Genomic DNA, 17365 nt, shown 5'->3' with positions numbered 1-17365 from the left:
GGGTTCGCGCTTCGCGCGCCCCGGAATGACGGCTTGAAGCGAAACAGAGAGCGGAGAACCCACATGACAAAATCACTGCAGGACAAGGTCATCATCGTCACCGGCGCGGGCCGGGGCATCGGGCGCGAGATCGCGCTGCTCTGCGCCGCTGAAGGCGCCAAGGTCGTGGTCAACGATCCCGGCGGCACGTCCGACGGCGCGGGATCGAGCGCCGCCCCAGCCGAGGAGGTGGTCGAGGAAATCAAGAAGCGCGGTGGCACCGCGGTCGCCAATTTCGAGTCGGTTGCGGAAGCGATCCCGGCCAGCAAGATCGTGAAGACCGCGACCGATCATTTCGGCCGGCTCGACGGCGTCGTCAACAATGCCGGCATCCTGCGCGACATGATCTTCCACCGCATGAGCGTGGAAGCGTTCGAGGCCGTCATCAAGGTCCATCTGATGGGCTCTTTCTACGTCAGCCACGCCGCGGCGCGGCTGTTCCGCGAGCAGGAGAGCGGCTCCTTCGTGCACTTCACCTCGACCTCGGGCCTGATCGGCAATTTTGGCCAGGCCAACTACGCCGCCGCCAAGCTCGGTATCGTCGGCCTGTCGAAGTCGATCGCGCTCGACATGAGCCGCTTCAACGTGCGCTCCAACTGCGTCTCCCCGTTCGCCTGGACCCGCATGATCGGCACCATTCCAACCGAGACCGACGCCGAGAAGGCGCGCGTGGAGAGGATGAAGCAGATGGGGCCGGAGAAGGTCGCACCGGTCTGCGCCTATTTGCTCAGCGACGCCGCCAAGGAGGTCACCGGGCAGATCTTTGCGGTCCGCATGAACGAGATCTTCCTGATGGGCCAGTCGCGGCCGCTGCGCTCGGTGCACCGCGGCGAAGGCTGGACGCCGCAGACCATCGCCGAACACGGCATGCCGGCGCTCAAGGGCTCGTTCTACGAGCTCGACCGCTCCGCCGACATCTTCGGCTGGGACCCGATCTGAAGCTTGGGTAAGACGTAGGGTGGGCAAAGCGCAGCGTGCCCACCATTCCGAGCACGCCGTTAGATGGTGGGCACGCTTCGCTTTGCCCACCCTACCGGCCGCCGCCTACGCTGATACTTTCATGACAACGTCGTCCCGGCTTGCTGCCGGGACGACGCCTATCTCTGGTTGATCCATCACGGCTGCCCGCATTATGCCGGATTGCGGGCGCATGAGTTCCTTCCCAACAACAAAAAAGCCTGGGAGGAAGTCATGAACAATCCAAACAATTCACCCAACCTGCAGGACGGCGGCTCGATCGGGCTCGACCGCCGGACGCTTTTGCGCAGTGCAACGGCGATTGCTGCAACTGCGGCGGTGGCGCCGGAAGCCTTCGCCCGCGATTTCGGTCGCAATGCGGAGCCGCAGCGCTATCCCGACCCTGATATCGTCGTGATCGATCCGAAGCGCTTCAAAGCCAAGGTCGGCAACACCGCGATCAAGCGTCTCTATACGGGCTGCCTGTGGGCCGAGGGGCCCGCCTGGAACGCGCAGGGGCAATATCTGGTCTGGAGCGACATCCCCGCCAACCGGCAGCTTCGCTATCTCGACGACGACGGCCACATCTCCGAGCAATTCCGCAAACCGTCGAACGAGGCCAACGGCAACTCCTTCGATTTCGAGGGACGGCAGATTTCGGCCGAACGTACGCGGCTGGTGCGTTTCGAGCACAACGGCACGGTGACGGTGCTGGCCCAGGAAGCCAACGGCAAGCCGCTGAACGGGCCGAACGACATGGTGGCTCACCCCAACGACAAGTCGATCTGGTTCACCGATCCCGGCTATGGCGCGATCTCGATCTACGAGGGGCAGCGCGCCAACACCAATTCGGTGCAGCCCTACCAGAAGGAGGCGGTGTACCGGGTCGACGGCCAGTCCGGTCAGATCACCAAGGTTGCCGACGAGCCGTTCAAGCCGAACGGCATCGCCTTCAGCCATGACTACAAGAAGCTCTATGTCTGCGATACCGGCATCACGCACTATCCGAATGCCAACAACGTGGTCTGGAGCTACGACATCAATGGCGACAAGCTGTCCAATCCGAAGCAATTGATCGACATGAAGCTCGACGGCAAGTCAGGCTTCCCCGACGGCCTGCGGGTCGACATCGACGGCAACATCTGGGTCGGCGCCGGCTGGGTCGGTCCGGGCTATGACGGTGTGCAGGTGTTCGCGCCCGACGGCACTCGCATCGGCCAGATCCTGCTGCCGGAGACCTGCGCCAACGTCTGCTTCGGCGGCAAGAAGCGCAACCGCCTGTTCATGACCGCGAGCCAGTCGCTCTATGCGGTCTATGTGGAGACGCAAGGCGCGCATAACTGCTGACGCAGTCGGCGAATAGGGAGTGGCGAATAGCGAATAGGAGACGTCTATTCGCTACTCGCCATTCGCTATTCGCCCTTCGCTACCCGCTATTCCTCAACCCCGCGGATATCCCGTTGATCGTGAGCTGGATGCCGCGCAGCACCTGCTCGTCCGGGTTCTGCGCGCGATGCTCCTTCAACAGCTCCACCTGTACGTGGTTGAGCGGGTCGAGATAGGGGAAGCGGTTGCGGATCGAGCGTTCGAGCAGCGGGTTGCCCTGCAACAGCCGCTCATGGCCCATGATGTCCAGCAGCGTCTCGATCGAGAGATGCCATTCGCGGCGGATGCGGCCGAAAATCTTCTCACGCAATTCGGCATCCGGCACCAGTTCGGCGTAGCGCGAGGCGATCGCGATCGAGCTCTTTGCCAGCACCATGTCCATGTTGGAGAGCAGCGTGCGAAAGAACGGCCACTCCCGGTAGAGCTCCTGCAGGAATGGCATGCCCTGCTCCGGATGCTCCGCGATCCAGGCCTCAACCGCGCTGCCGAAGCCATACCAGCCCGGCAGCATCAGCCGGCACTGCGCCCAGGAGAACACCCAGGGAATGGCGCGGAGGTCCTCGATCTCGCGGGTCTTCTTGCGCGACGCCGGTCGGCTGCCGATGTTGAGCGTCGCGATCTCGTTGATGACCGTCGAGCCCCAAAAATAATCGGCAAAGCCGTCGGTCTCGTAGACCAGACCGCGGTAGGCCTTGAAGGCAAGCGCCGAAAGCTGCTCCATCGCCTTCAGATATTCGGCGCGCGGCGCGCTTTGCCTGGGCTGCAGCAGGCTGGTCTCGAGCGTCGCGGCGGCAAGGATCTCCAGATTGTTGCGGCCGACTTCGGCGTTGGAATATTTGCTCGATATGATCTCGCCCTGCTCGGTGATCCTGATCTGGCCGTTCACGGCGCCGCCGGGCTGGGCGATGATGGCGTCATAGCTCGGGCCGCCGCCGCGGCCGACCGAGCCGCCGCGGCCATGGAACAGGCGCAGGCGCACGTGATGGCGCTCAAATACCTCGACGAGGCCGATTTCCGCCTTGTAGAGCTCCCAGCCGGAAGTGACGAACCCGCCGTCCTTGTTGCTGTCGGAATAGCCGAGCATCACCTCCTGCACGCCGCCGCGGCTGTCCACCAATCGGCGATAATCGTGCAGCGCCAGCATGCGGTCCATGATGCCGCTGGAGGCCTGCAGATCCTCGATGGTCTCGAACAGCGGCACGATGTTGATGGCGCTGCGGCCGGAGGGGTTGATGAGCCCGACCTCCTTCAGCAGCACGGCGACCTCAAGCATGTCGGACATGCCTTTGCACATCGAGATGATGCATTGGGAAATCGCCTCCGTGCCGAAGGTCGCATGCGCTTCGGCGGCGGCCCGGAACACCGCGAGTTCGCCCTGCGTCTCCTCGCTGTATTTCACGAAGGGCGACGACAGCGGACGCGCGCTGCGAAGCTCGCCGAGCAACAGGTTGATGCGGGCGTCCTCGCTGAGCGCCATGTAGGACATGCCGGGGATCGCGGTATCGAGCAGTTCGGCGACGGTGCGCTCATGCACCGCGGAGTTTTGCCTGATGTCGAGGCGGGCGAGATGGAAACCGAAGCAATCCACCGCGCGCCGCAGCAGCCGCAAGCGTCCGCGCGCGATGACGGCGGAGTTGTTTGCGATCAGCGAACGGTCGAGCACGTCGAGATCGGCCTTGATCTCGTTGACGTTTGTATAGGGCTCGGCCCTGCCGACCGGCCGCCGCGTGATCTCGACCTGCAGCTTCTCGGCGGTCGCGGTCAGCCGGGCGTAGATGCCGGATACCGCGAGCCGATACGGCTCGCCGCTCCGGTGCGGCGAAGGATCGGGCGAGCGCTCGGCGAGCACACGCAGTTCGTCAGAAACATCGGCGAGGTTCTTGGCCAACGACAATTCGGCGCCGAGTACGTGCAGCTCTTCCAGATAGAAGCTCAATATCCGGCTCGACTGCAGCCGCAGCGTGCCGCGCATGACGTCGGCGGTGACGTACGGGTTGCCGTCGCGGTCGCCGCCGATCCAGCTTCCCATCCTCAGGAAGGATGCGAGTTCGCCGGGCTCGCCGCCTTCCTTGTTGAGCCGGTCCTCCAGCGCGCAATGCAGCCGCGGCACCTCGTGGAGGAACGTGTAGTCGTAGAACGACAATCCGTTGGTGACCTCGTCCAGCACCGTAAGCTTGGTCCGGCGCAACAGATTGGTCTGCCATAGCGTCACCACGGCGCGGCGAAGCTGCTCGTCGCTGGCCTCGCTCTCTTCCGGCGTCATCTGCAACCGCTCGCGCCGGTCGAGCAGGCGTGCAACTTCCATCTCGCGGTCCATCGTGCTCTTGCGCCGGACCTCGGTCGGATGAGCGGTCAGAACGGGGCTGACCAGGGCACCCTTGAAGAAGCGGCGCAAATCGTCCGGGCTGAAACCGGCCCGCTGCGCATGGTCCACGGCCTGCGCCAGCAGGCTCGGACGCGGCGCGGCTGCTCCCCGCCCCCGCATCTGGCGAATGTTGTTCTGGTCCTCGGCGATGTTGGCGAGGTGGGAGAAATAGCTGAAGGCGCGGACGATCCGCACCGTTTCCGAGATCGACATGCTGTCGAGGATGGTTTCCAGTTCCCCCCGCGCCTGCCGGTCTTCATCCCGATGGAACCGGATCGAGGTCTGCCGGATGCGTTCCACCAGGTCGAAGACGTCGGCGCCCTCCTGGTCGCGCACGGTGTCGCCGAGGACGCGCCCGAGCAGGCGGATGTCATTGCGCAGTCGCGCATCCTCCTCGAGCGCCTGGCTGTCCTCAGCGCGATTGGCGCGGACATCGGTCTCGGAAGACGTGGTCTGGGGAGACATTGGCTGATCGCTCCAGCAACTGCCCGGCAGGTGCGGAGTGTGCAACTTTTTTGCCGCAGCGCAAGACGAAGTTGGGGGCGGCGCACACGAGATGTTGCGCCGCCCGCCCCATCTCCATCCTCATCCTGAGGAGCCGCGTAAGCGGCGTCTCGAAGGATGGGCCGCGGGTACGATCGTGGCCTCATGGTTCCAGACGGCGCTGCGCGCCTCCTCACCATGAGGGTCGGGAGGGTCAAGCCCGGGACGACGGAAAGTCAAATCCTCCTGCCTGCCTGTTCCCAATAGGGATCGCGGAGGCGGCGCTTGAAGATCTTTCCGGAATCCTCGCGCGGCAGGTTGGTCGCGATTTCGATGTGCTTGGGCACCTTGTAGTCGGCGAGCGACGCCTTGAGCTGGGCGCGGACCGAGGCGACGTCCAGCTTGGCCCCTGTTTGCGGCTCGACCACCGCCATCAGCGCCTCGCCGAATTCGGCATCGGGGATACCGAACACCGCGCAATCATGCACGCCGGGAACGGCATGCAGCACCGCCTCGATCTCTGCCGGATAGATGTTGACCCCGCCCGAGATCACCATGTCGCGCTTGCGGTCGCAGATGAAGACGTAACCGTCCTCGTCGATATAGCCGACGTCGCCTGATGTGACGAACCCGTCGCGGTCGATCTCGACGCGCTTGTCCGGCTTGTTGTGATAGGTGAAGTCCGGATTGCCCGCGATGCGCGAATAGATCTCGCCGATCTCGCCTGATGGCAGCACTTTGCCGTCCTCGCCGATGAAGCGCAGCTCGGCGCCGGGTGAGATCTTGCCGACGGTGCCGGGCTTCTTCAGCGCATCCTCGGAATTCGCGAACGTCACCGCGCCGGACTCGGTCGAGCCGTAGAACTCATAGATCACCGGCCCCCACCACTCGATCATCGCGCGCTTGATATCGGCCGGACAGGGCGCGGCGGCATGGATGACATGGCGCAGCGAGGACACGTCATATTTCCTGCGCACTTTCTCGGGCAGCTTCATCAGGCGGATGAACATGGTCGGCACCATGAAGACGGTGTCGACCCGCTGCTCCTCGACCAGGGCCAGGAAATCTTCCGCATCGAAGCGCGGCATCATCAGCAGCGCGCCCCCGAGCCGGCCGGAACGGAGGCCGAAGGAATTCGGCGCGGAATGATAGAGCGGACCCGGCAGCAGCGCGCGGACGCCAGGCCTGAGGCCATAGATCATGGCGCGCATCGCTTCCGCATTGGCCGCCTGCTCCGGTGTCGGCGCGAAGCGGCGGACGCCCTTGGGATGGCCTGTCGTGCCCGAGGTGTAGATCATGTTCTGCGGCTGCGGCACCACCGGGCCGTCATAGCGTGGGTGCTTCGCGAGCCAGGGCTCGAAATCAACAGCGAAATCCGGCACGCCGAGATGATCGGGATTGATCTTGTAATTCGCCAGGATTTCCGGCGGCGTCGGCACGCTCAGCACGGTGACGCCGGCAGGGATAGCATCCCGCAGCGGATGCAGCATATCGGCATGCGCGATCAGCACCTTCGTGCCGGAATCCGTCAGCACGTAGTTGATCTCTTCCGGCTTGAAATGCCAGTTGATCGGCACGCCATAGGCTCCGAGCCGCATTGCGGCATAGGCGGCCTCGATGAAGGTGATGTCGTTGCGCATCAACATGCACACGCTGTCGCCCTCGCGGACGCCGAGCTTCCGCAAGCCGCTGGCGATGCGCTCAGTGCGCTCGGCGACTTCTTGATGCGTGCGCCTGTGATCGCCGCTGATGATGCCGAGGAAGAGTTGGGAGGTTTCGCTCATTGTTATTGTTCTTTGCTGCGTGCTTGTGTCGACTTGCTCCGACGATGACCCCTCATGGTGAGGAGGCGCGCAGCGCCGTCTCGAACCATGAGGCCCCGGATGTCCCACCCGCGGCCCATCCCTCGAGACGCCGCTTGCGCGGCTCCTCGGGATGAGGGCGGTGCGTGGCGGCTCACGCATCCACAAAGCGCGGCGGGCGCTTGTCGATGTTGGCCCGGACCGCTTCCGTCTGGTTCGGGCTGCCCAACAGCTTCTGCTGCTCGACGGACTCGGCGAGTAGCGCAGGACCCGGATCGACCGACAGTTTGTTCAGCAGGCGCTTGGCCGCGCGGACCGCATCCGGGCTCTTGCCGGCGATCTCACGCGCGACATCGAAGGCCGCGGCGCGCGGATCGTCGCACACCCGGGTCGCAAGTCCATAGCTCAGCGCCTCCTGGGCCGAGAAGATGCGCCCCGTATAGGTGAGCTCGCGCAAGATGTCGTCGCGCACCAGCGTGGCGAGGATCGGCGTGCCCGCCATGTCGGGCACCAGGCCCCATTTGATCTCCATGATCGACATCCGCGCATCAGCGCTGAGGAACCGCATGTCGGCGCCGAGCGCGAGCTGGAAGCCGCCGCCGAAGGCTACGCCGTGAACCGCGGCGATGACCGGCACCGGGAGCTGCCGCCAGCCCCACACCGCCTGTTGCGGGAAATTGGCCTCGCCGTGGGTCCGGACGGTCAGGTCGCGCGTTTCGCCGCCGGCGATCCCGTTGCCGCCCTTCTCCTTCATCGCGGCGAAACGTCCCATGTCGAGGCCGGCGCAGAACGCCCGCCCCTCCCCGGACAATACTACCACCCGGACGCCTTTTTCGGTCGAAAGGCGCTCGGTCGCGGCCACCAGCGCCTCGAACATCGGGGCATCCAGCGCATTCATCTTGTCCGCGCGCACCAGCCGGACATCGGCGATCCCGTCGGAAACCGAGATCGTGACGCGTTGCTCCATGGAATTGTCCTCCGCTGTTCTTGATGGCGCTTTACAGAAGGGCCGTTGCCGGTTTTAGTCAATCGACCAATTAACTGACAATCCCCTTTGGGTGGAAACCATGTTCACAGATCAGCTTCTCGCCGGACGGCGTATCCTCGTGACCGGGGGTGGTACCGGTCTCGGCAAGTCCATGGCCGCCAAATTCCTGCAGTTGGGGGCCGAAGTGCATATCTGCGGCCGCCGCAAGATCGTCTGCGACGAGACCGCGACCGAGTTGATGGACCAGTATGGCGGGCGCGTGGTCAGCCACGGCGTCGATATCCGCAATGCACTGGCCGTCGACGAGATGGTCGAGGCGATCTGGACGACCAGCGGCCCCCTCACCGACCTCATCAACAACGCCGCCGGCAATTTCATCTCGCGCTCCGAAGAGCTCTCGCCGCGCGGCTTCGATGCGGTCGCCAATATCGTGATGCACGGCACGTTCTACGTCACCCATGCGGTCGGGCGACGCTGGATCGCCGGCAAGCAGCGCGGCAATGTGGTGTCGATCAGCGTCACTTGGGTGCGCAACGGCTCGCCCTATGTGGTGCCGTCGGCGATGAGCAAGTCTGCGATCCACGCCATGACTATGTCGCTTGCGATCGAATGGGGCAAACACGGCATCCGCCTCAACACCATCGCGCCCGGCGAGATCCCGACCGAAGGCATGAGCAAGCGCATCAAGCCGGGCGACGAAGCCGGCGCGCGGACCAAAGCGATGAACCCGATGGGCCGCGTCGGCACCATGGAGGAATTGCAGAACCTCGCCGTGTTCCTGATCTCCGGCGGTTGCGACTGGATCAACGGCGAGACCATCGCAATGGACGGCGCCCAGGCGCTCGCCATGGGCGGCAATTTCTATCAGCTCCGCGAATGGAGCGACGACGACTGGACCCAGGCCCGCGACTCGATCAAGGCGCAGAACGAGAAGGATCGCGCGGCGCGGGGGTGACCCGCGCGGTGGCCGTCGTCCCCGGGCAAGCGAAGCGCGACCCGGGACCCATAACCACAGGGCGGCGTTGTGGCGCGAGCAAGCAGTTACAGCTTTGCTTATCACATCCACTTGTGGTTATGGGTCCCCGCCTTCGCGAGGACGACAGTGGAGTGCGGGGCTAGCGCTTCCCCGCTCCCATATAGCCGAACAGGAAGCCCGCCACCTTGCGCTTCTGGATTTCCTCGCTGCCTTCCGTGATGCGGTAGCGGCGGTGGTGGCGGTAGATGTGCTCGAACGGTTTGTGGCGTGAATAGCCCATGCCGCCGTGGACTTGCATGGCGCGGTCGGCGGCCTCGCAGCAGAGGCGGTTTGCCCAGTAGTTGCACATCGAGACCTTGTCGGAGAGCGTGTGCTCGACCTGCGCCTGGGTGAGCTGGTCCATTTCCCAGGCGGTCTTGCGGATCAAGAGACGCAGCATCTCCGCTTGCGTGGCGAGTTCGACCAGCGGCCACTGGATCGCCTGGTTCTCGGCCAGCGCCTTGCCGAACGGCTTTCGCTCCCGCGCATAGTTGACGCTTTCGTTGATGCAGTAGACGGCAGCGCCGAGCGAGCTCGCGGCCTGGCGGATGCGGTTCTCGTGCACGAAGCACTGCGCCAGCGACAGCCCGCGGCCGACCTCGCCGAACAACGCATCCTCAGGCACGAACACATCCGTGAAGCTGACGCGGGGATGATCGGTCGGCATGTTGAAGGTCCACATGTATTGCTCGACCTTCACGCCTTCCGATTTCGCCGGCACCAGGAAGCAGGTGATGCCGCGCGCGTCGCCATCATTGCCTGACGTGCGCGCAAACAGCGCGCAGTGGGTCGCGACATGCATGCCCGTGGTCCACATCTTCTCGCCGTTGATCAGCCAGCCCTTGACGTTGTCCCGGGTCGCAGGCTCCGCCTTGGTCTCCATATATGTCGCATCGGAACCGTGGTCGGGCTCGGTGAGGCCGAAGGTGATGCGGTATTTGCCAGTGATCGAGCCGTCGATCATCGCCTTCTGCGCGTCGCTGCCGTAGCGGTCCAGCATGGTGACGACAGGGAAATTGCCGACGATCGAATGCTCGTTCTGCAGGTCGTTGTGCAGGCCTAGACCCTTGGAGGCAAAATGCTCGCGGATCACGGCCATCCAGAGGTTGGAGCCGTCCTTGCCGCCATAGCGTTTCGGGATCGCGAAGCGTAGATGGCCCGCGGCATCGGCGCGGTCCTTTGCTTTGCGCAGCAGCGCCTCCCATTCGTGCCGCGGCAGGCCGCCATTGTCGAAATCGGTGCGCGCCCATTCGCGGCGGTGGTCGAAGAAGCGGATATTATTGTCGGCCTCCTCCAGCGGCTTGATCTCGCGCGCGATGAAGGCATCGAGTTCGGCGAGATAGGCGACGAGGTCGGCCGGCAGGTTGAAATCCAAGGCAGTCTCTCCCGGAGATATCGTTGATTGTCGTTTTGCGTTTAGGCGCTGCGCGCTCCTGCTTCGTCGATTAAGGTGAGAATACGGCGCTCAAGTCAAGCAATCACGTCGCGCTTGGCATGCGCGCCTTGCTTGCGTAATTGAGTGGCATCAAACCCCAAGCCGGCGCTAATATCGCGGCCAATATTCTTCGCCACAGAAAATCAGCGGGAGCGAATATGGATCTGAAATTCTCGAAGGTGGAACGCAAGGGCCCGATCACGATCGTAACGCTGTCGCGCCCCGAGGTGTACAACGCGCTGCATATCGAGGCACATTTCGAGCTCAACAAGGTGTTCGACGACTTTTCCGCCGATCCCGAGCAATGGGTCGCGATCGTCACCGGTGCCGGCGACAAGGCGTTCTGCGCCGGCAACGATTTGAAATGGCAGGCGGCAGGCGGCAAGCGCGGCTGGGACAAGGGCGGCTTCGGTGGGCTGACCTCGCGCTTCGACTGCGACAAGCCGATCATCGCCGCCGTCAATGGCGTGGCGATGGGCGGCGGCTTCGAGATCGCGCTCGCCTGCGACCTCATCATTGCCGCCGAGAACGCGACCTTCGCGCTGCCGGAACCGCGCGTCGGTCTCGCCGCGCTCGCCGGCGGCCTGCACCGATTGCCGCGGCAGATCGGGCTGAAGCGCGCGATGGGCATGATCCTCACCGCGCGCCACGTCAGCGCGAAGGAAGGCCACGAGCTCGGCTTCGTCAACGAGGTCGTGCCGCAGGGCGAAGCGCTCGCCGCTGCCGTGCGCTGGGCCGAGACCATCTGCAAGAACTCGCCGATGTCGATCCGCGCCTCCAAGCAGACCATCGAACGCGGCCTGGCCGTGTCGCTGGAGCAGGCAATCAACGAGCAGCGCGATTACCGCGCGGTGAAGGCGATGGCAGCCTCGCAGGATTACATCGAGGGCCCGAAGGCGTTTGCCGAGAAGCGCCCGCCGAAGTGGGTGGGGAAGTAAGTTATCTGCCCTCTCCGTCATGGCCGGGCTTGTCCCGGCCATCCACGTTCTTTGGCACTTCGATGAAGAAGCACGTGGATGCCCGGGACAAGCCCGGGCATGACGACATAACTACGATCTCGTTGTGTCGCCCAGCTCTCGCTTGTAGGACCCATAGTTCGGCTGGTCGACGGCTAGCTTGTCCATTGTGGTCTGCCAGAGATGCTCGGCCAGCCCCGGTGTCTGCAGATCAATCTCGCCTTTTGCGATCTTCTCCGAAAGCGCACGGTTCAGCTCGAACAGCGAACCATCGGTGCCGAGCAATTTCTGCAGCCGCGCAGCCTCGGCAGCATCGGCCGCTTGCGCGAGCGTTAGCTGCCGTATCACCAGGTCGAGCGCGTTGATGCCGACGCGTAGCTTGAACGCGTTGTGGCCTTCGATCGCAGGCGCGATCTCGCTGCGCAGAAAATCGGCGACCGCCTTGATCAGCTCGTTGGGTGTCGGTTCATCCTGCATCTCAACGCCCTCGCGGTGCCAATAGCCTGAGCAGATCGATCTCGGTCTCCGACGCACGGCGGCCGATCATCGCGCGCTCCATGGAATGGTCGGGGCCAGAGCGGAAGCGCTGCATCATGCCGCAGCACATCACGCCCCAGCGCAGCGTACCCATCACTTCCCAGAACATTACTCTGACAGGATCGACCTTGCGGCCGGTCTCCTCGTAACCTGCGAACAGTTCCTCGCGCGAACCGAAGCCGCCGACCGGCTTGTCGATCTCGCCGAAGCGCCAGGAGTTGACGCAGATCCAGCCGAGATCCTCCATCGGATCGCCGAAATGCGCGAGCTCCCAGTCCAGCACCGCGCGCACGCCGTCGGGACCAATGATAAGGTTGCCATGACGGAAATCGCCGTGCACCAGCGTCACCTCGTCCGATGGACCGGGATCGTGGTCGCGCAGCCAACGCAGCGCCAGCTCGAACACCGGGCGCGGCCAGTCGAAGCCGCGATATTCGCGCTCGAGATCGCCGATCTCCTTGGTCGCCGTCATCTGCCGCAGCTTCGGCAGCTTCGCCGCCGGCAAGCCGTGGATGCCGGCAGCGACCTTGCCGAGCTGGCGCGCCAGCAGCGGCCGCGCCTTCGCAAACTGCTCGTCGCGCAGGATTTTCCGCGCGATGGTCTCGCCCTCAATGCGCGCCATGATGAAGCCGGTGCCGAGTCCCTCCTCCGGATTCAGCACGTGCAGCACGCGCGGCGACGGCAGGCCGGCGTCGTGCGCGAGCTGCATCAAGCTCGCCTCGGCATCGAGCCCGGCCGCGCGCGAGGGTGCTGCACCAAAGCCCGGCGGCGCGCGGCGCAGGATTGCGCCGATAGTGCCGTCCGGATGCACGATATCGAACGTCCAGGTTTCCTGGCTGGCGCCGCCGGAAAGTTTTGCGGCGCCGGTGACGCCGGTCGCCCCCGGACGGAAGGACGCGACGCAGCGCGCGAGCTCGGCCTCGATCATTTGCCCTTGAACTTCGCCGGGCGCTTCTCGAGGAACGCGGTGACGCCTTCCTTGAAATCCTCGGTGGTGCCGGCAAGCCGCTGGGACTGGTATTCCAGGTCGAGCTGATCCTCGAACGAATTCTCCGGGCTGTCCCAATAGAGCTTGCGGATCAGCGACAGTGCGACCGTCGGGCCGTTGGCAAGCTCATGCGCGAGCTTCATCGCCTCGTCCATCAGCACACCGTCGTCGTAGAGCCGATTGATGAGGCCCCATTCCAGCGCCTTCTCTGCCGGCAGCCGCTCGCCCATCAGCGACAATTCGATCGCGCGCGCCTTGCCGACCAGCCGCGGCAAGAGCCAGGTCGAGCCGCAATCCGGCACCAGACCGATGCGGCGGAACGCCTGCAGGAAATAGGCCGAACGCGCGCACAGGATCATGTCGCCCATCAGCGCGAAGCTCATGCCGGCGCCCGCCGCCGGCCCGTTGACCGCGGTGACGATCGGGCAATGCAGATTGCGCAGCCGCCGCAGGAACGGATGGAACGCGGTCTCCAGCGCCGCGCCTGCGTTACGCTTGCCCGGCGTCTGGTTGTTTCGTCCTTGCAGATTGGCGCCGGTGCAGAAGGCGCGGCCGGCACCGGTGATCACAAGGCAGCGCACCTCGTCCCGCTTGTCCTCGATCGCATCGAGCGCCTCGGCGAGGCCGCCGAGCATGTCGATCGACACCGCGTTCATGACTTCCTGATGGTCGAGCTTGAGGACCGCGACCGGTCCATCGAAATCGAGCGTGACATGTTTAAATTGCATTGTTTCCTCGTGGGTTGCACCCGCGCCATGGGTAACGCGGTGGGCCAAATCTTCGACCCATATTTGATTTTTGAGACGCGCTTGTCCATGGTGGAGCAAGCACGCCTCGCTTTCGGATGCACGATTAACGTGCGTCAGGCCAAATGGAAACACCCCAGGGAAATACGCCAAGGAAAAAATACCATGAGCATCTTCGACCTCTCCGGCCGCGTCGCGGTCATCACCGGTGGCAATGGCGGGATCGGGCTTGGCATCGCGCAGGCGCTGAATGCCGCCGGCTGCGATGTCTCGATCTGGGGCCGCAACGCCGAGAAGAACAAGGCGGCTGCGGCAACGATGGCGGCGGGTCCCGGCAAGGTCGACACCCGCATCTGCGATGTCAGTAATGCGGCCTCGGTGCAGGATGCGATGAAGGCGACGCTCGACACTTTCGGCCGCGTCGATGGCTGCTTCGCCAATGCCGGGATCGGCGGCGGCGGACGACGCGCCTTCATCGACCGCACCGAGGAGGAATGGCGAACCATGTTCGCAACCAATCTCGACGGCGTTTTCCACGTGTTCCAGGCCGCCGCCCGCCACATGACCGAGCGTGCCGAGGCCGGCGACGCCTTCGGCCGCCTCGTCGCCACCTCGAGCCTGGCGTCGCTGTTCGGCACCGCGCGCAACGAGCACTATGCCGGCACCAAGGCCGCGATCAACGCGCTCGTGCGCGCCCTCGGCGTCGAGCTTGCCCGCCATGGCGTCACCGCGAATGCGATCCTGCCCGGCTGGATCAAGAGCGAGATGACGGCTGGCATCATGTCGAACGAGAAATTCGTCGCCAATGTGATGCCACGCATCCCCGTGCGCCGCTTCGGCGAGCCTTCCGACTTCGGCGGCATCGCGGTCTACTTGATGAGCAATGCGTCGTCGTATCACACGACGGATTGTTTCGTGATCGACGGCGGCTACACAGCGTTTTAAACGCTGTTCGAATTCCGTCATGCGGCAATGGCGTCCTGCGCTGCGTCAGCGCAGGCACCCATGAAAAAAGCGCGCTCGCACTTTGAAACCACCGCGTCTATGGTTGGCCGCAACGATCTCGGCGATGGGAGGAAGAACATGAAACACGCCTACATACCCCGGACCACCAACTACACGCTCAATCCGGGCGACGAGCTCAACGACCTCCGCATGTCGGATCAGGTCCGTCCCTGAGCATGTGAAGAAGTTCATCCGGGAAACCGTCGAGCCGATGTCGGTCGAATTCTATCGGCACGGCGAGAACAAGAAGGACCGCTGGAGCTTTACCGACGGCCAGATCGAGGTTTTGGAGAAAGCCAAGAAGAAGGCCAAGGAGGAAGGCCTCTGGAACTTCTTCCTGCCCGACGCCGAGACCGGCGAAGGCCTGAACAATCTCGACTACGCCTATATCGCGTCCGAGCTCGGCAAGAGCCCGCTGGCCTCCGAGACCATGAACTGCTCGGCGCCTGATACCGGCAACATGGAAGTGCTGGAGCGTGTCGGCACCAAGGAGCAGAAGGAGAAGTGGCTGAAGCCGCTCCTGAACGGCGAGATCCGTTCGGCCTACGCCATGACCGAGCCCAACGTTGCCTCGTCGGACGCCAAGAACATCTCCACCACCGCCAAGCTCGTCGGTGACGAGTGGGTCATCAACGGCGAGAAATACTACATCTCCGGCCTCGGCGATCCCCGCTGCAAGATCATGATCGTGATGGTGAAGACCAATCCGGACGCGCCGCCGAGCAAGCAGCAGTCGCAGATCCTGGTGCCAAAGGACACGCCCGGCGTCGAGATCCTCGGTCCCATGCATGTGTTCGGACAGGATCATGCCCCGCGCGGACACATGCATCTGCGCTTCAACAATGTCCGGGTGCCGAAGGAGAACATGCTGCTCGGCGAAGGCCGCGGCTTTGAGATCTCCCAGGTTCGCCTGGGGCCGGGCCGCATCCATCACTGCATGCGCACCATCGGCAAAGCGGAGAAGGCGCTCGACATGATGGTGCAGCGCGGCCTCACCCGTGAAGCCTTCGGCAAGAAGATCGCGCATCTCGGCGGCAATCTCCAGATCATCGCGCAGGCGCGCTGCGAGATCGAGGCGATGCGGCTGATGGTGCTGAAAGCGGCGAAGGCGATGGACGTGCTCGGCAACAAGGAAGCGCGCGTCTGGGTCTCCATGGTCAAGGCCATGATCCCCGAGCGCGCCTGCAAGATCATCGACCAGGCGATCCAGATGCACGGCGCCACCGGCATCTCGCAATGGACGCCACTGGCCGAAATGTACCAGGACGTCCGCCACCTCCGCTTCGCCGACGGTCCGGACGAGGTGCATTGGATGGTGGTCGGCCGACACGAACTGAGCATGCCGTAAAGGGCGCGGCGATTCGTAGGGTGGGCAAAGCGAAGCGTGCCCACCCTCGCGAGCCGAGCCAGAATGGTTGGCACGCTTCGCTTTGCCCACCCTACAGGAGCCTTCATGGAATACGCTGCCAGCGATCTGAAGCCCCGCGAGCGCTATAAGGTGCTGGCATCCTTCGTGCTGCCACGACCGATCGCCTGGGTGACGAGCACAGGCCCAACCGGCGTTGTCAATGCCGCGCCGTTCAGCTTCTTCAACGTGTTCTGCGAGGACCCGCCGCTCTGCATGTTCGCGGTCAATCTGCGGCCGGACGGGCGGGTGAAGGATACGCTTGTCAACATCGAGCGTACCGGCGAGTTCGTGGTCAACATGACCGACGAGCCGCTGGCGCACGCGATGCACGAGACCAGCGGCGACTTTCCGCCAGATGTCGGCGAGCCCGATTATCTCGGGCTCAAGCTTGCGCCATCGACCAGCGTGGCGGTGCCGCGCCTCGCCGACGCGCCATGGGCGATGGAATGCAAGACCTGGAAGATCATCGACGTCAACGACCGCCGGCTGATCATGGGTGAAGGCATCCACTTCTACATCCGCGACGAGCTGTGGGACCGCGAGGCCATGCGCGTGCACATGGAGCGCTACCACCCGGTCGGCCGCATGTTCGCCGACCGCTATTGCCGCACCGATGACCGGGTGGTGTTTCCGACCGCCGAGGGCGCGAAGCCGTAGATCCGTAGGGCGAGCAGGCGCGCCGCGGTCGTCTGACGCTCTGCGCGCGATGGTGGGCACGCTGCGCTTTGCCCACCCTACGACGTTCGTGCAATCGGCACGCTCTCTCCACGTCATTGCGAGCGCAGCGAAGCAATCCACGTCTCCGCAAGTGGCGCGATGGATTGCTTCGCTGCGCTCGCAATGACGGGGTAAGTTCTGATTCAAATGTCAAACAGCGGAAGGGATGTGCGTTCGCATTCTCGCGGCGTTTTACGCCCGAGCTTTGCGTCTCGTTTCACCCTCTCATCGAACAGAGGGCGCAGGGAAAGCCGGGTGCCGGTTGCACCCATGGGTCCCGTGCAACAAAAAGCACGGGGGTAGGACCACAGGCTCAACCGAAGCATTCCGGCTTTCCCTGCGCGATGGTGTTACGGCTTCCTTCGTGCTCTCCCCGGTGACCGGGAGTTCTGTGCGTCAAGTTCAGCAAAATCGGTCATGGGGTCCGGCCAAGCCATCCCCTCGGAGCCGCCGTCGCTCGCTCGCCCCAAGCGCAGCGCTGGCGAGCGACAGCGGCGCCGCGGGGGGGCGGCCAACCCGGTTGTGGGCCGGTGGCCGG

At 64.1% G+C, this 17365-nt stretch carries 13 protein-coding genes and 1 pseudogene; 7 read left to right on the top strand and 7 right to left on the bottom strand.

Features of this window, described 5'->3' with window-relative positions:
- Positions 1-63 precede the first annotated feature (63 nt).
- Together ACZYOF_RS13160 and ACZYOF_RS13155 are read left to right on the top strand one after the other, a co-directional pair.
- Positions 64-978 (top strand): SDR family oxidoreductase, encoded by a 915-nt coding sequence (locus ACZYOF_RS13160; RefSeq protein ID WP_130577151.1) that lies wholly within the window; start codon positions 64-66, stop codon positions 976-978.
- A 252-nt stretch (positions 979-1230) separates the two neighbouring features.
- Positions 1231-2343: an SMP-30/gluconolactonase/LRE family protein gene (locus tag ACZYOF_RS13155; protein ID WP_130577152.1), complete on the top strand. Its 1113-nt coding sequence runs from the start codon at positions 1231-1233 to the stop codon at positions 2341-2343.
- Between the two features lie 79 nt (positions 2344-2422).
- On the opposite strand, the gene ppc is transcribed toward ACZYOF_RS13155, so the two are convergent.
- The 3 genes from ppc to ACZYOF_RS13140 all read right to left on the bottom strand — a co-directional run bounded on the left by ppc (position 2423) and on the right by ACZYOF_RS13140 (position 7999).
- Positions 2423-5212, bottom strand: a complete 2790-nt coding sequence (gene ppc, locus ACZYOF_RS13150) for a phosphoenolpyruvate carboxylase (protein ID WP_463716009.1) — start codon at positions 5210-5212, stop codon at positions 2423-2425.
- Positions 5213-5466: 254 nt separating this feature from the next.
- Positions 5467-7014 carry an acyl-CoA synthetase gene (locus ACZYOF_RS13145; protein WP_463716008.1) on the bottom strand — a complete coding sequence of 516 codons (1548 nt, stop codon included), beginning with the start codon at positions 7012-7014 and terminating at the stop codon, positions 5467-5469.
- Between the two features lie 172 nt (positions 7015-7186).
- Positions 7187-7999, bottom strand: a complete 813-nt coding sequence (locus ACZYOF_RS13140; RefSeq protein WP_130577154.1) for a crotonase/enoyl-CoA hydratase family protein — start codon at positions 7997-7999, stop codon at positions 7187-7189.
- Between the two features lie 100 nt (positions 8000-8099).
- On the opposite strand from ACZYOF_RS13140, the gene ACZYOF_RS13135 reads away from it, so the two are divergent.
- The gene (locus ACZYOF_RS13135; RefSeq protein WP_282529257.1) at positions 8100-8975 is read left to right on the top strand and encodes an SDR family oxidoreductase; all 876 of its coding nucleotides are present in this window, start codon (positions 8100-8102) and stop codon (positions 8973-8975) included.
- 160 nt (positions 8976-9135) lie between these two features.
- Here the strand turns inward: ACZYOF_RS13135 and ACZYOF_RS13130 are convergent, their stop codons facing one another.
- Positions 9136-10410 carry an acyl-CoA dehydrogenase family protein gene (locus ACZYOF_RS13130; RefSeq protein WP_463716007.1) on the bottom strand — a complete coding sequence of 425 codons (1275 nt, stop codon included), beginning with the start codon at positions 10408-10410 and terminating at the stop codon, positions 9136-9138.
- 218 nt (positions 10411-10628) lie between these two features.
- On the opposite strand from ACZYOF_RS13130, the gene ACZYOF_RS13125 reads away from it, so the two are divergent.
- Positions 10629-11408, top strand: coding sequence for an enoyl-CoA hydratase-related protein (locus ACZYOF_RS13125; RefSeq protein WP_463716006.1), 780 nt, complete (start codon positions 10629-10631; stop codon positions 11406-11408).
- Positions 11409-11519: 111 nt separating this feature from the next.
- Here the strand turns inward: ACZYOF_RS13125 and ACZYOF_RS13120 are convergent, their stop codons facing one another.
- The 3 genes from ACZYOF_RS13120 to ACZYOF_RS13110 are packed head-to-tail and all read right to left on the bottom strand — an operon-like array spanning position 11520 to position 13679.
- Positions 11520-11903, bottom strand: a complete 384-nt coding sequence (locus ACZYOF_RS13120) for a DUF6285 domain-containing protein (RefSeq protein WP_463716005.1) — start codon at positions 11901-11903, stop codon at positions 11520-11522.
- A gap of 1 nt (position 11904) precedes the next feature.
- The gene (locus ACZYOF_RS13115; protein ID WP_463716004.1) at positions 11905-12891 is read right to left on the bottom strand and encodes a phosphotransferase family protein; all 987 of its coding nucleotides are present in this window, start codon (positions 12889-12891) and stop codon (positions 11905-11907) included.
- Entirely contained in the window at positions 12888-13679 is a 792-nt protein-coding gene (locus tag ACZYOF_RS13110; RefSeq protein WP_463716003.1) for an enoyl-CoA hydratase/isomerase, read from the bottom strand. The genes ACZYOF_RS13115 and ACZYOF_RS13110 overlap by 4 nt, the downstream gene beginning before the upstream one ends.
- Positions 13680-13862: 183 nt before the next feature.
- Here ACZYOF_RS13110 and ACZYOF_RS13105 point away from each other — a divergent pair, with 183 nt between their 5' ends.
- The 3 genes and pseudogenes from ACZYOF_RS13105 to ACZYOF_RS13095 all read left to right on the top strand — a co-directional run bounded on the left by ACZYOF_RS13105 (position 13863) and on the right by ACZYOF_RS13095 (position 16767).
- Positions 13863-14642, top strand: a complete 780-nt coding sequence (locus ACZYOF_RS13105; protein WP_130583396.1) for an SDR family NAD(P)-dependent oxidoreductase — start codon at positions 13863-13865, stop codon at positions 14640-14642.
- A gap of 138 nt (positions 14643-14780) precedes the next feature.
- Positions 14781-16050 (top strand): annotated as a pseudogene (locus ACZYOF_RS13100) (acyl-CoA dehydrogenase family protein).
- 105 nt (positions 16051-16155) lie between these two features.
- A complete protein-coding gene (locus ACZYOF_RS13095) occupies positions 16156-16767 on the top strand; it encodes a flavin reductase family protein (RefSeq protein ID WP_130583395.1) in 612 nt (203 codons plus the stop codon).
- Positions 16768-17365: the final 598 nt, after the last annotated feature.

This window comes from Bradyrhizobium sp. LeoA1Lang, assembly GCF_055413685.1.
Note: the sequence above shows the minus strand (reverse complement) of the source record. Positions and strands in the feature narration are given on the sequence as shown.